13 protein-coding genes and 1 tRNA gene (1 of these 14 cut by a window edge) are annotated in these 18,153 nt (G+C 61.2%); 9 read left to right on the top strand and 5 right to left on the bottom strand.

Translation table 11 applies throughout. From position 1 onward, the window contains the following. The 6 genes from PYH37_RS27585 to PYH37_RS27610 all read left to right on the top strand — a co-directional run. On the top strand, window positions 1-524 hold the end of the coding sequence (locus PYH37_RS27585) for an ABC transporter substrate-binding protein (RefSeq protein WP_280735987.1). Its footprint begins 682 nt before the window's first position; the window shows 524 of its 1,206 coding nt (coding positions 683-1,206); the start codon falls outside the window, past its left edge; it ends in the stop codon at window positions 522-524. A 13-nt stretch (window positions 525-537) separates the two neighbouring features. After that, window positions 538-1,320: an ABC transporter ATP-binding protein gene (locus tag PYH37_RS27590; RefSeq protein WP_280734652.1), complete on the top strand. Its 783-nt coding sequence runs from the start codon at window positions 538-540 to the stop codon at window positions 1,318-1,320. A 1-nt stretch (window position 1,321) separates the two neighbouring features. After that, the gene (locus PYH37_RS27595) at window positions 1,322-2,023 is read left to right on the top strand and encodes an ABC transporter ATP-binding protein (protein ID WP_280734653.1); all 702 of its coding nucleotides are present in this window, start codon (window positions 1,322-1,324) and stop codon (window positions 2,021-2,023) included. A 3-nt stretch (window positions 2,024-2,026) separates the two neighbouring features. After that, the gene (locus PYH37_RS27600; protein ID WP_280734654.1) at window positions 2,027-2,914 is read left to right on the top strand and encodes a branched-chain amino acid ABC transporter permease; all 888 of its coding nucleotides are present in this window, start codon (window positions 2,027-2,029) and stop codon (window positions 2,912-2,914) included. A gap of 1 nt (window position 2,915) precedes the next feature. Then, window positions 2,916-3,908, top strand: a complete 993-nt coding sequence (locus PYH37_RS27605) for a branched-chain amino acid ABC transporter permease (RefSeq protein ID WP_425336128.1) — start codon at window positions 2,916-2,918, stop codon at window positions 3,906-3,908. Window positions 3,909-4,049: 141 nt separating this feature from the next. After that, window positions 4,050-5,645 (top strand): GMC family oxidoreductase, encoded by a 1,596-nt coding sequence (locus PYH37_RS27610; protein WP_280734657.1) that lies wholly within the window; start codon window positions 4,050-4,052, stop codon window positions 5,643-5,645. Between the two features lie 40 nt (window positions 5,646-5,685). On the opposite strand, the gene metH is transcribed toward PYH37_RS27610, so the two are convergent. From metH to PYH37_RS27630, 4 genes are all read right to left on the bottom strand, one after another. Further along, complete coding sequence (gene metH, locus PYH37_RS27615; protein WP_280734659.1) at window positions 5,686-9,459, bottom strand: methionine synthase; 3,774 nt, start codon at window positions 9,457-9,459, stop codon at window positions 5,686-5,688. Between the two features lie 315 nt (window positions 9,460-9,774). After that, the gene (gene pmi, locus PYH37_RS27620; protein ID WP_280734660.1) at window positions 9,775-10,938 is read right to left on the bottom strand and encodes a mannose-6-phosphate isomerase Pmi; all 1,164 of its coding nucleotides are present in this window, start codon (window positions 10,936-10,938) and stop codon (window positions 9,775-9,777) included. A gap of 17 nt (window positions 10,939-10,955) precedes the next feature. Beyond that, a complete protein-coding gene (locus PYH37_RS27625) occupies window positions 10,956-11,450 on the bottom strand; it encodes a heme-degrading domain-containing protein (RefSeq protein WP_280734662.1) in 495 nt (164 codons plus the stop codon). Between the two features lie 66 nt (window positions 11,451-11,516). After that, on the bottom strand, window positions 11,517-12,413 hold the full coding sequence (locus tag PYH37_RS27630) for an ROK family protein (protein WP_280735988.1): 897 nt from the start codon (window positions 12,411-12,413) through the stop codon (window positions 11,517-11,519). A gap of 237 nt (window positions 12,414-12,650) precedes the next feature. Here PYH37_RS27630 and PYH37_RS27635 point away from each other — a divergent pair. Further along, window positions 12,651-12,727: transfer RNA gene (locus PYH37_RS27635), tRNA-Arg, on the top strand. A 312-nt stretch (window positions 12,728-13,039) separates the two neighbouring features. On the opposite strand, the gene PYH37_RS27640 is transcribed toward PYH37_RS27635, so the two are convergent. Next, entirely contained in the window at window positions 13,040-14,899 is a 1,860-nt protein-coding gene (locus PYH37_RS27640) for an ABC transporter ATP-binding protein (protein WP_280734663.1), read from the bottom strand. Window positions 14,900-15,223: 324 nt separating this feature from the next. On the opposite strand from PYH37_RS27640, the gene PYH37_RS27645 reads away from it, so the two are divergent. Next, window positions 15,224-16,018 (top strand): protein-L-isoaspartate O-methyltransferase family protein, encoded by a 795-nt coding sequence (locus PYH37_RS27645; protein ID WP_280734664.1) that lies wholly within the window; start codon window positions 15,224-15,226, stop codon window positions 16,016-16,018. 424 nt (window positions 16,019-16,442) lie between these two features. Continuing rightward, window positions 16,443-17,522, top strand: a complete 1,080-nt coding sequence (locus PYH37_RS27650) for a mechanosensitive ion channel family protein (protein WP_280734666.1) — start codon at window positions 16,443-16,445, stop codon at window positions 17,520-17,522. Window positions 17,523-18,153: the final 631 nt, after the last annotated feature.

An 18,153-nucleotide genomic window follows, 5' to 3' on the forward strand; every position in this document is an offset into this window, starting at 1 on the left:
GGCTCGACACCTCGAACGCGATCAAACAGGCGGCCGAATTCGGGATCGTCCAGGGCGGACAGCGGCTCGCAGCACTGCTCTTCACTATTGCCGAGGTGCACGGCCTCGGTCTGGATGCGGCACAAGGGCTGACGCTCACGGAAGGCTTCTACTGGAATCGCAACGAAGAAACCGCGAAATTCGGCAAGCGCTTCATGGAGCGCACAGGCAGGATGCCGAACATGACGCATGCCGGCACCTATTCAGCCGTCCTGCAATATCTGAAAGCGATCGAAAAGGCCGGCAGCGACGATGCCGACGCGGTCGCCAAGGAGCTGCGCGCTTTGCCGGTCAACGACATCTTCGCGCAAAACGGCACGGTCGCGCCAAATGGGCGGATGATCCATGACATGTATCTGCTCGAGGTCAAGAAGCCGGAAGAGAGCAAGGAACCCTGGGACTATTTCAAGGTCCTCGCGACCATTCCGGGCAAGGAAGCCTTCATCGACCCGGCCAAGAGCGGCTGCGACCTCGTGAAATCCTGACCGGCGACAAGCGATGACCGCAGCGATCTCTTCGCAGAATGAAGCGCCGCGGGTGGTTTTGTCCGCCCGCGGGCTTCGCCGTGACTTCGGCGGCTTCACCGCAGTCAAGGACGTCGATCTCGATGTGCATCATGCCCGCGTGCACGCGCTGATCGGGCCGAACGGGGCCGGCAAGACCACCGTCTTCAATCTGCTCACCAAATTCCTGCAGCCGACCCACGGCACCATCACGCTGCTTGGAGAAGACATTACCCGCACCGCGCCCGAAAAGGTCGCCCGCATGGGTCTCGCGCGCTCCTTCCAGATCTCGGCGGTGTTTCCGCATTTGACGGTGCTCGACAATGTCCGCGTCGCCCTGCAGCGGCCAAACCGCCTTGCCACGCAGTTCTGGAAACCGCTTTCCGCACTCGAAGCCTTGAACGCCGAGGCCGACCAGCTGATCCGTTCCGTAGGACTCGAGAAGGAGCGCAACGCCATCGCCGCCGATCTCTCCTACGGCCGCAAGCGGGTGCTCGAGATCGCCACGACACTGGCGCTCGATCCGAAGGTGCTGCTGCTCGACGAGCCGATGGCCGGCATGGGCCACGAGGACGTCGGCATGGTCTCCGAGATCATCCGCGAGGTGGCGCGCGAGCGGGCAGTGCTGATGGTCGAGCACAATCTCTCCGTCGTCGCCACCCTCTGCCACCATGTTACGGTCCTGCAGCGCGGTGAGATCCTGGCCGAGGGCGACTATGCGACGGTGGCAGAGGATCCGCGCGTGCGCATCGCCTACATGGGTACGGAGGAGGCCTGAGATGAAACCGCTGCTCAAGGTCTCGGGCCTCAACGCCTGGTATGGCGAGAGCCACATTCTGCACGGTGTCGACATGACCGTCGGCGAGGGCGAGATGGTCACCCTTCTCGGCCGCAACGGCGTCGGCAAGACGACCACACTGCGCTCGATCATGGGAATCGTGCGCGAGCGCAAGGGTGAGATCAATTTCGCCGGCGAGGACCTGATCCGCGTGCCGCTCCATCGGGTCGCCCATCGCGGCCTCGGCTTCGTTCCCGAGGAGCGCGGCATCTTCTCGACCCTTTCGGTTTACGAAAACCTCCTGCTGCCGCCGGCGGTCGCCACGGGTGGCATGACGATCGACGAGATTTTCGAGCTCTTTCCCAACCTCCACGAGCGCCGCAACAGCCAGGGAACCAAGCTTTCCGGCGGCGAACAGCAGATGCTGGCGATCGCACGCATCCTGCGCACCGGAGTTCGGATGATGCTGCTCGATGAGCCGACCGAGGGGCTAGCCCCGGTCATCGTTCAGCGCATCGGCGAGGTGCTGAAAAAGCTGAAGGAACGCGGCATGACGGTTCTTCTCGTGGAGCAGAACTTCCGCTTCGCGAGCAAGGTCGCCGATCGTTTCTATCTCATGGACCATGGCCGCATGGCCGGGGAATTCCCGGTCTCGGAACTTTCCGAGCGCATGGACATGCTGCACGACGTGCTCGGGGTGTAAGCCATGACGATGATTTTCGGAATTCCGCTCCAGGCCTTTCTCGGGCAGTTGCTTATCGGTCTCATCAATGGCTCCTTCTACGCGCTCCTGAGTCTCGGCCTAGCGATCATCTTCGGTCTGTTGCGCGTCATCAATTTTGCCCACGGCGCGCAATACATGCTCGGCGCGTTCCTCGCCTGGCTGCTGCTGTCGCATTTCGGCATCGGCTACTGGCCGGCGCTCGTCATCGCGCCGCTTGCCGTGGCCCTGCTCGGCGCCGCCATCGAACGCACCATGCTGCGCCGGCTCTATACGCTCGATCCGCTCTACGGCCTGCTCTTCACCTTCGGCCTGGCGCTGACCGTTGAAGGCACCTTCCGCTATCTCTACGGCGCTTCCGGCCAACCCTATGCGACCCCGGCGCTGCTAACCGGCGGCGCCAATCTCGGCTTCATGTTCCTTCCCATCTATCGCGGCTGGGTCATCGCCTTTTCGCTGGTGGTTTGCCTCGGCACCTGGCTCGTTATCGAGAAGACCAAGCTCGGCTCCTATCTGCGCGCCGCGACGGAAAATCCGGTGCTCGTGCAGTCCTTCGGCATCAATGTGCCTTTCCTGCTGACATTGACCTACGGTCTCGGCGCGGGACTTGCGGCGCTTGCCGGTGTGCTGGCGGCGCCAATCTATCAGGTCTCGCCGCTGATGGGATCGAACATCATCATCGTCGTCTTCGCCGTAGTCGTCGTCGGCGGCATGGGCTCGATCATGGGTGCGATCATCACCGGCTATTTGCTCGGCGTCGCGGAAGGCTTGACCAAGGTCTTCTATCCGGAAGCCTCCAACATCGTGATCTTCGTGATCATGGCCATCGTTCTCTTAATACGGCCGGCAGGCCTCTTCGGCCGGGATGCCTGATATGACGCTTACACTCGAAATGCAGAAACAGAAGGGACGCTCGCCTGTCATCGTTCAGACAGTGTTTCTCGGCGTCGGCCTTGCGCTTCTCCTGCTCGCGCCACTGTTCTTCTACCCCGTCTTCCTGATGAAGCTCTTGTGCTTCGCGCTCTTTGCCTGCGCCTTCAACTTGCTGCTCGGCTATACGGGGCTGCTTTCCTTCGGCCATGCCGCCTTCTTCGGCGGCGCGGCCTATTTCACCGCGCATGCTGTCAAGGAATGGGGTCTGCCGCCCGAACTCGGCATCCTCGTGGGTGTCGCCGGTGCCGCGCTCCTGGGCGCTGTGATCGGCTTTTTCGCCATCCGTCGCCAAGGCATCTATTTCGCGATGATCACGCTGGCGCTGTCGCAGATGTTCTATTTTTTCTGCCTGCAGGCCGAGTTCACGCATGGCGAGGACGGCATCCAGTCGGTACCGCGCGGCCATCTGTTCGGCTTCATCGATCTCTCGCACTGGACGAACATGTATTATTTCGTGCTCGCCGTGTTCGTCATCGGCATCGCCATCATCTGGCGGATAATCAATTCGCCTTTCGGCATGATCCTGAAATCGATCCGCGAAAACGAAACGCGCGCCATTTCGCTCGGTTATTCGGTGAGGAACTACAAGCTCGCAGCCTTCGTCATGTCGGCCGCGCTCACCGGTCTCGCGGGAGGCATGAAGGCGCTCGTCTTCCAGCTCGCAACACTCACCGATGTCGGCTGGCAGATGTCGGGCGAGGTTATCCTGATGACGCTGCTCGGCGGCATCGGGACGCTGATCGGTCCGCTCTTCGGCGCCGGCCTCGTCGTGACGCTACAGAACTATCTGGCGACATCGGAATTCCCGGTGACGATTATCACGGGGGTCGTCTTCATGGCCTGCGTGCTTTTGTTCCGTCGCGGCATCGTCGGCGAGTTTTATAACTCGCGCCTCGGCCGCAAGCTCGGCTTCGAGCATCGCCACAAGCACTGAACACTGGAGCGGGATGAGGAAAAAGCGTGAAGCGGTTTTCTATCCGTATCCCGCTCCAATTTCTTGGAATCGATCACGACGGTTTCGTGATCGGGCGGTCCGGGGCCCAACCACGCCGGACCTGACATTAGAGAAGAGCCTATGGACACGTTCGACTACATTGTCGTCGGAGCGGGCAGCGCCGGCTGCGTGCTCGCCAACCGCATATCGGAAGATCCGGATCGCCGCGTTCTGCTGCTCGAGGCCGGCGGCAGCGACAACTATCACTGGATCCATATCCCGGTTGGCTACCTCTATTGCATCAACAATCCGCGTACCGACTGGTGCTTCACCACCGCGCCTGAGCAAGGCCTCAACGGCCGTTCACTCGGCTATCCTCGCGGCAAGGTGCTCGGCGGCTGCTCCTCGATCAACGGCATGATCTATATGCGCGGCCAGGCTCGCGACTACGACCACTGGCGCCAGCTTGGCTGTACCGGCTGGAGCTGGGAGGATGTGCTGCCGCTTTTTAAGAAATCGGAAGACCACTACCGCGGCGCCGATGACATGCATGGCGCGGGCGGCGAATGGCGGGTCGAAAAAGCCCGCGTCCGCTGGGCCGTGCTCGACGCCTTTCAGAAGGCGGCGAGCGAGGCGGGCATTCCTGAAACGGACGATTTCAACCGCGGTATCAATGAAGGCTCCGGCTATTTCGATGTCAATCAACGTTCCGGCATTCGCTGGAATACGGCCAAGGCGTTCCTGAAGCCCGCCAGGCACCGGCGCAACCTCGTCATCCTGACGAAGGCGCATGTGCGCAGACTGATGATTGAAGAGGGGCGCGTCGCCGGCGTCGAGTTCCAGCACGACGGCGTCGCCAAGCGGGCACGAGCGCGGCGCGAGACGGTGCTGTCGGCCGGCACTATCGGCTCACCGCATATTCTCGAACTCTCCGGCATCGGCGACCCTGAAATCCTGCGGCAGAACGGCATCGAGGTCCGCCACGAATTGCCCGGCGTCGGCGAAAATCTGCAGGACCACCTGCAGCTCCGCCTCGTCTACAAGGTCACGGGCGTTCCGACGCTGAATGAGAAGGCCACCTCGCTCTTCGGCAAGGCCGCGATCGGTCTCGAATATCTCGCCCGCCGCTCCGGCCCGATGGCGATGGCGCCGAGCCAGCTCGGGATCTTCACCCGCTCGGGCCCGGAAAAGGAAACACCTGACCTGCAGTACCACGTCCAGCCGGTCTCATTGGAAAAGTTCGGCGAACCAGTGCACCCCTTCCCGGCAATCACCGCCAGCGTCTGCAATCTGAGGCCCGAAAGCCGCGGCTTGGTGCACCTCAAGGGACCGGATTTTGCCGCCGCGCCCGACATTCGCCCTCGCTACCTGACCGCCGAGGCCGATCGCGGCGTGGCGGTCAACGCAATACGCCTCACCCGCCGCATCGTCTCGCAGCCTTCCTTCGCGCGGTTCAATCCGGTCGAATTCAAACCCGGGCCTGGCTACGAGACGGATGAAGAACTGCAGCGCGCGGCCGGCGATATCGGCACGACGATCTTCCACCCTGTCGGCAGCTGCCGGATGGGCGCCGACGCGGACAGCGTCGTCGACCCGGAACTGCGCCTGCGCGGCCTTGAAGGTTTGCGCATCGCCGATGCCTCGATCATGCCGACCATCACCTCCGGCAACACCAATTCGCCGACGATCATGATTGCCGAGAAGGCGGCAGAGCTGATTCTGGCGTCGAACAGGTAGAACGCAGGCCGAGCGGGCGTCGAGACCGAGGTGGTCGGGGTTACTCCGCCGCCTCGGCTTCCGGTATCGGTACGTAGTTGAGGATCGGCGAAAGCCAGCGCTCGATCTCGCGAACGCCCATGCGCTTGCGCTCGGCGTAGTCCTCCACCTGGTCGCGTTCGATCTTGGCGACGCCAAAATAATAGGCGTCGGGATGGCTGATATAGAGACCCGAGACGGACGATCCCGGCCACATGGCGTAGTTTTCAGTCAGTTGGACACCGATCGCCGTCTCTGCATCGAGCAGCCGGAACAGAGTTTCCTTTTCCGTATGGTCCGGCTGAGCTGGATAGCCGGGCGCGGGGCGTATCCCGGCATAGGGCTCGGCGATCAGTTCCCGCGGGGTGAAGGTTTCGTCGGGAGCATAGGCCCAGAGCTCCTTGCGGACATATTCATGCATGCGCTCGGCGAAGGCTTCGGCGAAGCGATCGGCGAGAGCCTTTACCATGATCGAGGAATAGTCGTCATTGGCGCGCTCGAAGCGCTCAGCGATCGCCACTTCCTCGATCCCCGCGGTGACCACGAAACCGCCAAGGTAATCCTGCTTGCCGCTGTCGGCGGGAGCGACGAAGTCGGCAAGTGCAACATTCGGTCGGCCGTCCCGTTTCGTCAGTTGCTGACGAAGCGTGAAGAAGGTGGCAAGCTCCCGATCGCGTCCCTCGTCGGTGAACAACCGGATGTCGTCGCCGACCGCACCGGCTGGCCAGAAGCCGACGACCGCCTTCGGTGCGAACCATTTCTCCGCGACGATCTTCTCGAGCATCGCCTGCGCATCGTCGAAGAGCTGGCGAGCGGCCGGTCCCTGCTTCTCGTCGTCGAGAATCCTCGGATAGACGCCCTTAAGCTCCCAGGTTTGGAAGAACGGCGTCCAATCGATATAGCGCGCGAGCTCGGCGAGGTCCCAGCTTTCGAAAACGCGCGTGCCGAGGAAGGAAGGCGTTTTCGGCTGATGGGCATCCCAGTCGATTTTATGCGCGTTCGCACGCGCCTGCGAAAGCGGCAGACGTCGCTTCTCCGCTTCATTGCGCGCGTGCGCATCGGCGACTTTGTGATACTCGGCGCGGATGGTTTCGTTGTAAGCGTCGCGCACCTCCGGCGAAAGCAGGCTCGACACGACCCCGACGGCCCGGCTGGCATCGGTGACATAGACCGTCTGGCCGAGGCTGTAGCGCGGATTGATCTTTACCGCAGTGTGCACACGGCTGGTCGTCGCACCGCCGATCAGGAGCGGAATGTCGAAGCCTTCCCGCTCGAGCTCGGAAGCGACGTGAACCATTTCGTCGAGTGACGGGGTGATGAGTCCGGAAAGTCCAATGATGTCGACTTTCTGTTCCTTGGCCACTTCGAGGATCTTTGCCGAGGGCACCATGACACCAAGATCGATGATCTCGTAATTGTTGCAGGCTAGCACGACCCCGACAATATTCTTGCCGATGTCGTGGACGTCGCCCTTCACAGTCGCCATCAGAATCTTGCCGGCGCTTTCGCGCTGTCCATCGCCGCCGTTGGCGCGCTTTTCCGCCTCCATGTGCGGCAGCAGCACGGCTACGGCCTGCTTCATCACCCGCGCCGACTTCACGACCTGCGGCAGGAACATCTTGCCGGAACCGAAGAGATCGCCGACGACGTTCATTCCCGCCATCAGCGGCCCTTCGATGACATGCAGCGGACGTTTGGCGGCAAGCCGCGCCTCGTCCGTATCCGCTTCGATGAATTCGGTGATGCCGTTGACGAGCGCATGTTCCAGACGCTTTTCGACCGGCCACTCGCGCCAGGCGAGGTCCTTTTCTTTTCCTTGCGCGCCGGCCTGCCCGCGATAGCGCTCGGCAATCTCCAGCAGGCGCTCGGTCGCATCCGCACGGCGATTGAGTACCACGTCCTCGCAGGCCTCGCGCAGCTCCGGATCGATCGTGTCGTAGATGGCGAGCTGGCCGGCATTGACGATGCCCATGTCCATGCCCGCCTGAATGGCGTGATAGAGGAACACGACGTGCATCGCCTCGCGCACCGGCTCGTTGCCGCGGAAGGAGAACGAGAGGTTGGAAACGCCGCCCGAGATATGCACATGCGGCAGCTCCGCGATAATCGCGCGCGTCGCCTCGATGAAGTCGACACCATAATTGTTGTGCTCTTCGATCCCCGTTGCGACGGCGAAGATATTCGGATCGAAGATGATGTCTTCCGGCGGGAAGCCTGCCTTTTCCGTGAGCAGCCTGTAGGCCCGGCTGCAGATCTCGACCTTGCGCGTCTTGGTATCGGCCTGGCCCTTCTCATCGAATGCCATTACAACGACGGCGGCGCCATAGGCGCGTACGAGACGCGCATGATGCAGAAACGCCTCTTCTCCCTCCTTGAGCGAGATCGAGTTCACGAGCGCCTTGCCCTGCACGCATTTGAGGCCCGCTTCGATGACTTCCCATTTGGATGAGTCGATCATCACCGGCACGCGGGCGATGTCAGGCTCGGAAGCAACGAGATTCAGGAATTCGACCATGGCCCGTGTCGAATCGATCAGGCCCTCGTCCATATTGATGTCGATGATCTGGGCGCCGTTCGCCACCTGGTCGCGCGCGACATCGAGTGCAGCGGCATAGTCGCCCGCGGTGATCAGCTTGCGGAATTTCGCCGAGCCGGTGACGTTGGTGCGTTCGCCGACATTGACGAAGGGAATGTCCTCCGTGAGTGTGAAGGGCTCTAGCCCGGAAAGCCGCATATGCCGTTCGATTTCCGGGATCTGGCGCGGCGGATGCTTGGCGACCGCTTCGGCGATCGCGCGGATATGCGCAGGCGTCGAGCCGCAGCAGCCGCCGACGATGTTGACGAGCCCATCGCGCGCGAAGCCTTCCACCTGCGCCGCCATCGCTTCCGGGCTCTCGTCGTAACGGCCGAATTCGTTCGGCAGGCCGGCGTTCGGATAGGCGCAGACGAACGTGTCGGCGACCGTCGAAAGCTCGTCGATATGGGCACGCATCGCATTCGCCCCGAGCGCGCAATTGAGCCCGATGGTGAAAGGCTCCGCATGACGCACCGAATACCAGAAGGCGGTCGGCGTTTGACCGGATAGCGTCCGGCCGGAGAGATCGGTGATCGTGCCGGAAATCATCACGGGCAGGCGGATCCCCTTCTCCGTAAAGACTTCCTGCGTCGCAAAGATCGCCGCCTTGGCGTTCAGCGTGTCGAAGATCGTTTCGATCAGGATGATCTCGGCACCGCCGTCGATCAGGCCCCGGACCTGTTCGGCGTAAGCCAACCTCAGATCGTCGAAGCTGACGGCGCGATAGCCGGGATTGTTGACGTCCGGCGAGATGGAGGCAGTACGGTTGGTAGGGCCGAGCGCGCCCGCAACGAAACGCCGCCTGCCATCCGCAGCCTCCGCCCGCTTCGCCGCCCGCCGCGCCAGCCGCGCGCCGTCGCGGTTAAGCTCGTAGACCACATCCTCCATGCCGTAGTCGGCCTGGGCGATCCGGGTCGAGGAAAAGGTGTTGGTTTCGAGGATATCGGCGCCGGCGATGGCGTAGCTGTAGTGGATCTCCTCGATGGCCTTCGGCTGCGTCAACGTCAGGAGGTCGTTGTTGCCCTGCTGGTGACAGGCACAGCCGCCGAAACGCTCGCCACGGAAATGATCTTCGATGAAGCCGAGCTGCTGGATCTCGGTGCCCATGGCACCGTCCATGATCAGAATTCTTTCGCGCGCCGCCTGTCGCAGCGCCTGGGAGATTTCCGAGCCATCGGGCCTGGGCGAAACCTCTCCAAAAAGGAGGTCGACGGCGGACATGGGAAATCTCCCGTTCTGAAAACGACAAATAATTATCGATTTTGTCACATAAAGATATCTTTATGTCAACATACGCGGCGATCACAATATGGCTTTCGGCAAATAAAAATGGCCCGCCGTGGTCACGGCAGGCCATTTTGAACGCATTCGCTCGCCTCGGCCCGGCAGATGAGAGCCTTCGCGCACCCCTCATCCGGCCCGCCGGCCACCTTCTCCCCGCAGGCGAGGCAAAGGAGACTCGCAGAAGGCTCCGAGCTTAAGAACCCCCTCTCCCCGCCTGCGGGAGAGGGTTGGGCTGAGGGCAAAATCAATTACCTACGCACGCATCCGTTTCAGGCAATCCTCGAGTTCGTAGATCGCGCAGACGATGTGATAGAAGCTGCTTGCCGGCGCCGGTTCTTCGATAAATGCACCATCGGCCTGCTGCTTGTCGCGCCAGAGACCGCGGATTGGCGTCTCGAGAAAGCGCTCGAGCGCGGCCGCAGCACGCGCGGCGGAGGCGACATAGCGTTGCCGCTCGGCGCCCTCGGACAACGCCGCGAAACGGATCGCCGCCTTCAGCCATTCGGTTTGCGGCCAGACCCGCGCAACCGCATCGGCGACCGAAAAATCGTCGAAGAGCGTCATCATCGCGACGTCCCGCTTCCGGCAGATCCCGTGCGTCTCGCCGATCTCGAAGAGCCGCCGGGCTTTGATGATCGCTTCGGCGTTGCCGCGCCGTTCCGCCCAGCGGAGAAGAAGCCAGGCCCATTCGAACTGGTGGCCCGGCTCGAGGATACGGCCCTTCTCGCCGGAAAAGGGCATCCAGTCGTGGTCGAAGAACTCGCGCAGCGCTCCCGTCTTGGGATCGATAAAGCGCTCCATCGCGAGATGTGCGATTTCGTCGGCGAGATTGGCCCAGGCAATCCGGTCGAAGCCCTCTATGGCTTCGCTCGCAAGACATGCCTCAAAGAGATGCATATGCGGATTGGAACCGAGCGGCAGGCGTGGCGGGTTGTCCTCCTCGAAACCGGCGACCGGGTGCTTGCAATAGCTTTCGAGCTTTCGCCTGAGATCGTCGCTGCGCGCGATCATCTCCGCCTTTCGCTCGGGAAAGACCTCCGCCAGATAGGCAAAGGCAAGTAGGGCGAAGGCCTGATTGTAAAGGTCGAATGCCGGATCGAGCAGCCGGCCGTCGGCATCCGCAAGCGCGCCGTAAAAGCCGTTTGGCTGCCGGTAGACACGATCGAAATAGGCAAGCCCGCCTTCGCTGACGGTGCGCCAGTCCCCGCGCCAGCCGCGCCGTCCTGCCTCGGCGAAGCAATAGACCTGCCGAGGCTGCACGCGCGAGCGGCGATTGGCCCGGGTCGGCTGTCCTTGCATGTCGATCGTCTCTACGAAGCCGCCCCCCGTTTCATCGACACCCTTTTGGCGCCAGAGCGGCAACGCGGCATCGGCGAGCCAGTCTGCGAGTTCGCCCGCCTGCGAGAAAATATCCATGCCTTGGCCGTTCCTCATCAACTCTCGAGCTTCAGCGCAGCGTGATCCGCACCAAGGAGTTCCGCCAGCGCCTCGACCACGAGATTATGATCGTCGCGTTGCGGCAGCCCGGAGACCGTGACGGCACCGATGCAACCCGTTCCCCTGACGACGATCGGGAAACTGCCGCCATGGGCCGCGTAATCGGCGTCCGGCAGGCCGAGCTTCGCTTGCAGGTTCGTCTGCTGTTTGAGGAGGCTGAGGCCCGTGCCATAGCTGCTCTTGAACAGCCGGAAAACCGTGTTCCGCTTGCGCCGTACCCAGTTCGGGTTGTCCGGCGTCGCGCCTTCCAGTGCCGCGTAGAAAACCTGCATGGAGAAAAGCGTGACGTCGATGACGACGCCGAGCTTGCGCTCGGCTGCCATGCGGCGGAGCGTCGAACCGAGTTTCCAGGCCATTTCGAGGTCGAAGCGCTCGAACTGCAGTTGCCGTTCCTGCAGCGCTATACGGCGCAGATCATTGTCGATATTCATGGTGCCTCCGCTTGTCGTGATCGATTGGGATGCATGAGACGCAAGATGCGGGCGGAAAATTCCCGGCTAGCTCTTCCAAAGCCATGCGGCGCCGCGCACGCCGGAACTGTCGCCGTGCACCGCCTTGCGAATCGGCGTCTCGAAACTGTCGCCAAAGAGATATTTCGTAATTAATTCCGGCAATTCCTCGTAGATCTCGTCTACATTGGACATGCCGCCGCCAAGCACGAAGACATCGGGATCGACGACATTGGTCAGGAGCGCAAGGCTGCGGGCGAGACGATCGACGAACCGTTCATAGATGCCCGCCGCCACCGGATCGCCGGCACGTTTCGCCTCGATGATATCCCGGCCCCGACGGTCGACGCCGGTCGTCGTGCGATAGTCAAGTTCAAGCCCGGTGCCGCAGGCGTACATATCGAGGCAGCCGAGCTTGCCGCACCAGCATTTATGGCCGGGATATTCCTCTTTGGTCATCCAGGGCAAGGGATAGTGGCCGATTTCGGCGGCCACACCCTGATAGCCGGCATGCACCTTCTTGTCGATCGCCAGCCCCCCGCCGTGCCCGGTTCCGACAATCACGCCGAACACCACCCGCGCGTCCTTGCCGGCTCCGTCGACCGCCTCGGAGACGGCAAGGCAATTGGCGTCATTGGCGAGGCGCACTTGGCGACCGAGGGCCGCCTCGAGATCGCGGCCGAGCGGCTTGCCGTTGATGAGCACGGCGTTGGAATTGCGCACGATGCCGGTGCGCGGATTGGGGCTGCCGGGAATGCCGATCCCAATCGATCCGCGCTCGCCGGCCGTCGCTTCGGCAGCAATCACAAGATCGACCACGGCGCGGATGCAATCGTCATAGCCGCTGGTCGGGGTTGGAACGCGATGCCGGGCACGCGTTTCGCCATCGCGACCGAGCGCGATGACTTCCATTTTCGTGCCGCCCCAATCAATTCCGATGAACATATCCGGATCAGGTCTCAGGATGAAGGTCGCTTCAGAAGGGACGGTCATCTCCTCGGCCGCCGCCGGCCTTTGCTTAGCATTCACGGCACCCGCGATGCTAGCCCTACGAGCGCACGGCGTTATCAAAATCGGTAGCGAGGCCGTGAACAGGCAGTGCAACGCAACTCGCAAATCGCCGAGAATTGCGCAAAAACACTTGGCGAAGGGGCCTCGCTTTTGTATGGGTCTATTCCGAGTGGTCCCGTAGCTCAGCAGGATAGAGCACCAGATTCCTAATCTGGGGGTCGCGCGTTCGAATCGCGCCGGGATCACCATTTTTTCCGCGCTTGTCGATTGCCACGCTATTTTGCCTTTCTGATCACTAATGCTGCCTTTTAGGGCAGCATTGCTGACCTAACTCCCGTCGTCGGTCATTCGGAACCAGGGGGAGCGAAATCGACCGGTAGTGCGTATGGCAGGGGCGTCTTCTCTCGACCCCAAAGCAGTCGCCGGTGAACTGCAGGAGAACGTCCCGATTGGGTCGAAGGAGGAAGCTCGAGGGCGCGCACGGGCGGAGCAGCCGTTTTGCGCTTCGCAGCGGACACCCACTGTTGGCAACACGGAACTGAGGCGACTTCAGAGTCGGTTCACGTCGCCTCGACCGTATCGGCAATGTAGCCACCCGTCTGCCGCTTCCATAGCCGCGCGTAGAGCCCGCCTCGTTCGAGCAGTACCGACGGCATTCCCTCCTCGACGATGCGGCCTTTGTCGAGCACGACGATGCGGTCCATGCTGGCAATGGTGGACAGGCGATGCGCGATAGCGATCACCGTCTTTCCCTCCATTAGCAAGGCGAGCTTGTCCTGCACTGCGGCCTCGGCCTCGCTGTCCAATGCTGACGTTGCCTCGTCGAGCACAAGGATTGGCGCGTCCTTAAGTAGGACGCGAGCGATGGCGACGCGCTGGCGCTGGCCACCGGACAGTTTTACGCCGCGGTCGCCGACGAAGGCGTCGTAGCCGGTGCGGCCTTCGCTGTCCTTGAGGTTGGCGATGAAGCCATCGGCCTCGGCCAGCATCGCGGAGCGTTCGATCTCCTCGCGGGACGCACCGGGCCGGCCGTAGCGGATATTGTCGCCAACCGAGCGATGCAGCAGCGAGATGTCCTGGGTAACGACGCCGATATTCTCCCTGAGGCTTGCCTGCGCGACGGAGCGGATGTCTTGGCCATCGATCAGAATCGCGCCGCCCTTCAGGTCGAAGAAGCGCAGGAGCAGGCTGACCAGGGTCGACTTGCCGGCGCCGGAGAGACCCACAAGCCCCACCTTCTCGCCGGCGCGCACGGTGAGCGACAGGCCTTCTATCACCCCCTGTCCCTGCCGGTATTCAAACTGCACGTTCCTGAACTCGACCTCGCCGGCCGTCACCGTGAGCGACCTGGCGTTCGGCGTGTCGATGATCGTCGGCGGCGTGGTCACGACGGGCATGGCGTCGCGGATCGTTCCCACCGCCTGGAAAATCTGCTGCCCCATCTGCAGGAAGGCACGGGAGTTAGCGTTGAGCCGCAGCACGATAGCGATCGAGGCGACGAACGGGCCGATGGTGACGAAACCGCCCACAAGTCCCCAGAAGCCTATGACGGAATTGGCGAGTATGAGGACGATATTGAGCAGGACGACGCTCGTGTCGGTCGTCAAGTGGATGCGCCTTTCGCGCTGCTGACTCTCGACGGCGTTCTCCATGATCTTGCGCATCGCGCCCGCCTCGCTGTCTTCCGCCGCGAACAGCTTCACCATCTGGATGTTGCCATAGAGGTCGGTCATGGCGCCGACGACGAGGCTGCGAGCGCGGGCGGTCCTGCGCGAACGCTCGGAAAAATGTGGCACCGCCGCCACCGCAAGCGCGACGTTGGCGGCAATCCAGACGAAAACCGGGAGCGCCAGCGACCAGGAGAGCGCGCTGAGTAGAACGAGCGAGCCGACAAACTGTACCAGGAAGAGCGGTACTTGGTAGAAGGCCACGACGATCTGCTGCTGCACGGCAGACGCGACCTGGGAAATGCGCGTAGCCACCTGGCCAGCGAAGAGATCGTGGAAGAAGGCGAGGTCCTGCCGTTCCACCGCCTTGTGGCCCTGCCATTGCATCGCGGCCGGCATACATACGGCCACGGTCTGCGAGTTCAGCGTGTTGCCGAGGAAGATCAGCAGCGGCAGCACGGGGAAAATCAGCACGCCGAGGACGGCTAGCGTCGGCCAATCCTCTTCGAGGAAAGCGGCTGCGCCCTTGGCAGTCACCCCGTTCACGACGAAGGAAATGCCCCAGATCGTCGCGAGATTGATGCCTTCGACGGCGATCATGAGGATGGCGACGGCCGCGAGCACGCCGCGGAACATCGAGGCGAAATGCACGAGCAGCGCAAAAGGCCCGCGTGACGGCAGCGGCGTGTAAGGAATATCGAGCGGACGAATGAGCGTCTCGAAGGGACGATAGATGAGATCCGAAAACGACATGGCGGCTCCGGCTAAGCGAGAGAAAGGGGCGGCGCGAAGGGAATCATTGCGACTAGGCACGGATCCTATCTGCCGCGAGAACTCGAGATTTGAATAAATCGGTGCGTCAGCGGCGCCGATCCGGACAGAATGCGAACGGAGCGGGCGCAATGCAACCCCTGATGACAGAGGATCTTAGCTTCTCATCTGAGGGCTGTCTGCTATAGCCTATGTCACCAACGGGAGTGGGCGGGCGGCCGAAAATATCTTGCGGACGGACGGAGGGAGGTAATGACTACATATCGCCGTGCCAGCTTGGATGAGATACGCGCATTCCACGCGAGGATGATGGCGGTTGCCAGCAACTCAGCAGATGAACGGCTTGAGCGGATTTTTGAACTTGTCCCGCGCGAGGCGTTCTTGGGTCCCGGGCCGTGGCAGATCAAGGTCAATCGACGTTACGTAGAGACGCCCAGTGCCGATCCCTGCTACGTTTATCAGAATGTCCTTGTCGCACTGGATGTCACGAAGGGCATCAACAACGGCGAACCCTTGCTGCATGCGGCGTGGATTGGCGCTGCTGCCCCGAAGCCCGGTGAGATGGTAATCCATGTGGGGGCGGGAACGGGCTACTATACCGCGCTGCTAGCGATGCTGGTGCTGCCGAACGGAGATGTTCAAGCTTTTGAGATTGACCGGCGCTTAGCCGACCGCGCGCGGGAAAACCTCGAGCCGTTTGAGGGAGTTGCGGTCACCAATGATGACGCGACGGCTTTGCCCATGCAGAGCGCCAATCTCGTCTATGTGAGTGCCGGCGTCATCGCGCTTCCAGCGCACTGGCTTGAAGCACTGCGCCCAGGGGGCCGGATAATCTTTCCTTGGCAGGCAAACAAGAGGACCGGTCTTGCAGTCCTGATCACGCGGACAGCGGCAGGCTACGAAGCGCGGCCATTGATGCCAGCTTGGTTCATTCCCTGCGTCGGTGCATCGGATAGTGCCGAATGCAGCAAGTTACCAAATTCGGCCGATGCCTGGTCTATACGCTCGGTTTGGCTGACGCGGGATCGCTCGCCAGACGAGACGGCCGTTGCAATCTACAAAGACCTTTGGTTTTCAAGTGCTGACTGCCAGAACTTTTAAGTTTAATCCGCAATTGTTTGGCGACCTTTGATGCCGGCCAATCCTTTCAGCGACTCGGACGCGGCAGCTTTCGTCACCGGAGGAACTCAAACGTCGTGCAACGAGCGAAACAGCGCGCTCGACAATGCCTAGTTCCGCCTTCGACCCATTGCGGAAGGTAGCCATCGCCTCAGCAACTGCTAATCATGGATGGAATGCCTAGAGGCAAGTGCCCATATTTGTTGTTTGATGATGGTATAATGGATTACTCGCTGTCGTAGGCGGTGCGGACGAATTTAGATCAAGCATTGGCCTGCGAAATGACGACGGGCTTGCCCGGACTGTCCATTCAAACCTTGCCACATGGCGAGGCATCACCGGAATGCCGCCGTCGAGGAACGAGAAGACCCTGGCTGGGGGTGTATGGCCACATCGGGGTGAACCCATGGAACGAGGCGACAAGGAACAGGAGAACCTTTCCCGGCTTGAACGGGCCGCGCAACAGACTGCTGATCCAAAAACTATGCAGCAGAAGGCGAAAAAGCCCGAGGAAAAATTTCGCTTCAGCCTTCGCAAGGGAGAGGTCTGGTGGACGGTTGGCTTCGCTGCCGCTGCCTTGCTGCTTTTTGGCATCCAAGTCCTGATCAATTGGCGCTTAGAATGGCTTGACGCGCCTTTGCGCGTTCGCGTGCTGAACTACGTCAAGGGCGGCCTTCTCATTTTCGTTATTCTGACAGTGGCGAATGTTATCGAAGTCTATCTCATTGGCCGAATTCCCAATCGTGTTTCGCGTTTCAACTTGAAACGTATTTTTCGATTGCTCGTCGTCGTCGCCATCGTCTTCGTGGCCATTTCAGTTTTATTTGTAAACTGGTACGCCGCGGTTGTTTCGCTCGGTCTGATTTCATTGATTCTCGGCTTTGCGCTGCAAATGCCGATCTCCAGTTTCATCGCGTGGATTTATATTCTGGCCAGGGCGCCTTATCGCGTTGGTGACCGCATTCGCATCGGCGATGCCCATGGCGATGTCGTTGATGTCAGCTATCTCGACACGACGTTATGGGAATTCGGCGGCGAACATCTTTGGACCGATCATCCGAGCGGACGCATCATCAAGTTTCCGAACTCCACCGTGTTTAACACGCCGGTCTTCAACTATTCCTGGCCGCTGTTTCCCTATGTCTGGAACGAAATCAAGTTCCAGCTCGCGTATGAAAGCGATCTGGAATTCGTAGCGCTAACCATGAGAGAGGTCGTGGAAGAGCAGATCGGCGACATCATGAGCCAGAAGGTGAAGGTCTATAAGCACATCCTATCGAAAACGCCTGTGGACGAACTCGAAGTGAAGGAGCATCCCGTGGTTCATTTTCGCGTCAGTGAAAACACCTGGCTCGAGGCCATCGTGCGTTACCTCGTGCCGCCGAAGGAAGCGGGGCGCACCAAAACACGCTTGATCAAGGAAATGTTGGCGCGAATGAATGCAAAACCCGATCGCGTGCTGTTTCCGAGAAGCAATCTGAGGTGAACTTCCTCACGCCACGCCGGCGAGGAGCCACCCCCGCGCGCGTCGCGGCAGGCAAGTCCGGATACCTCCAGCGTGTGCGTCCAATCCTCCTCGCTCATTCGTGTCTACATGGCTTGCGATCTCCGACTCAGTCGGAACCCATGAACCACAACCGACCCCTCCGAAGAATCCTCATTCCTCCTTCCCCTAATTCGTCCACACGGCCTAGCGACAGCAATCCTTTTCGCCGGGTTGTTCATGCTGTTGATGACACACGCCCGGAAGAGCCCGGTCGAGATGATTGAGATCGGGAAGAGCAACACGAACGCCGCGGAGGAAAACCCTGCGGCTATCAAAGAACTCATCAAACGGCTTGATAAGGCCAACCTATAGCTGGCGCTCTTATCCAAAAAGGAAGCGACCGCTTTCCATCTGTGGACGCCCCCTCAAGCGCAAGTGGTTTTTCTGGAAAGGATAAGCACGTAGTCGGATGCTGCCATCTGTCCGGCCTCTGGGTGCAGTGATAAAGCTGCGGGCCTGTATGGGAGTTCGCGGACCGGATCCAAATCACCCAAAGCGTGCTTGAGAGCACGGTGGAAAGCCCTGGTTCTTCCGGTCCCGTCTCGCCGACTGGGTGCCATACCCTCCTTCG

The sequence above is a fragment of the Sinorhizobium numidicum genome (genome assembly GCF_029892045.1).
Lineage (GTDB): Bacteria > Pseudomonadota > Alphaproteobacteria > Rhizobiales > Rhizobiaceae > Sinorhizobium > Sinorhizobium numidicum.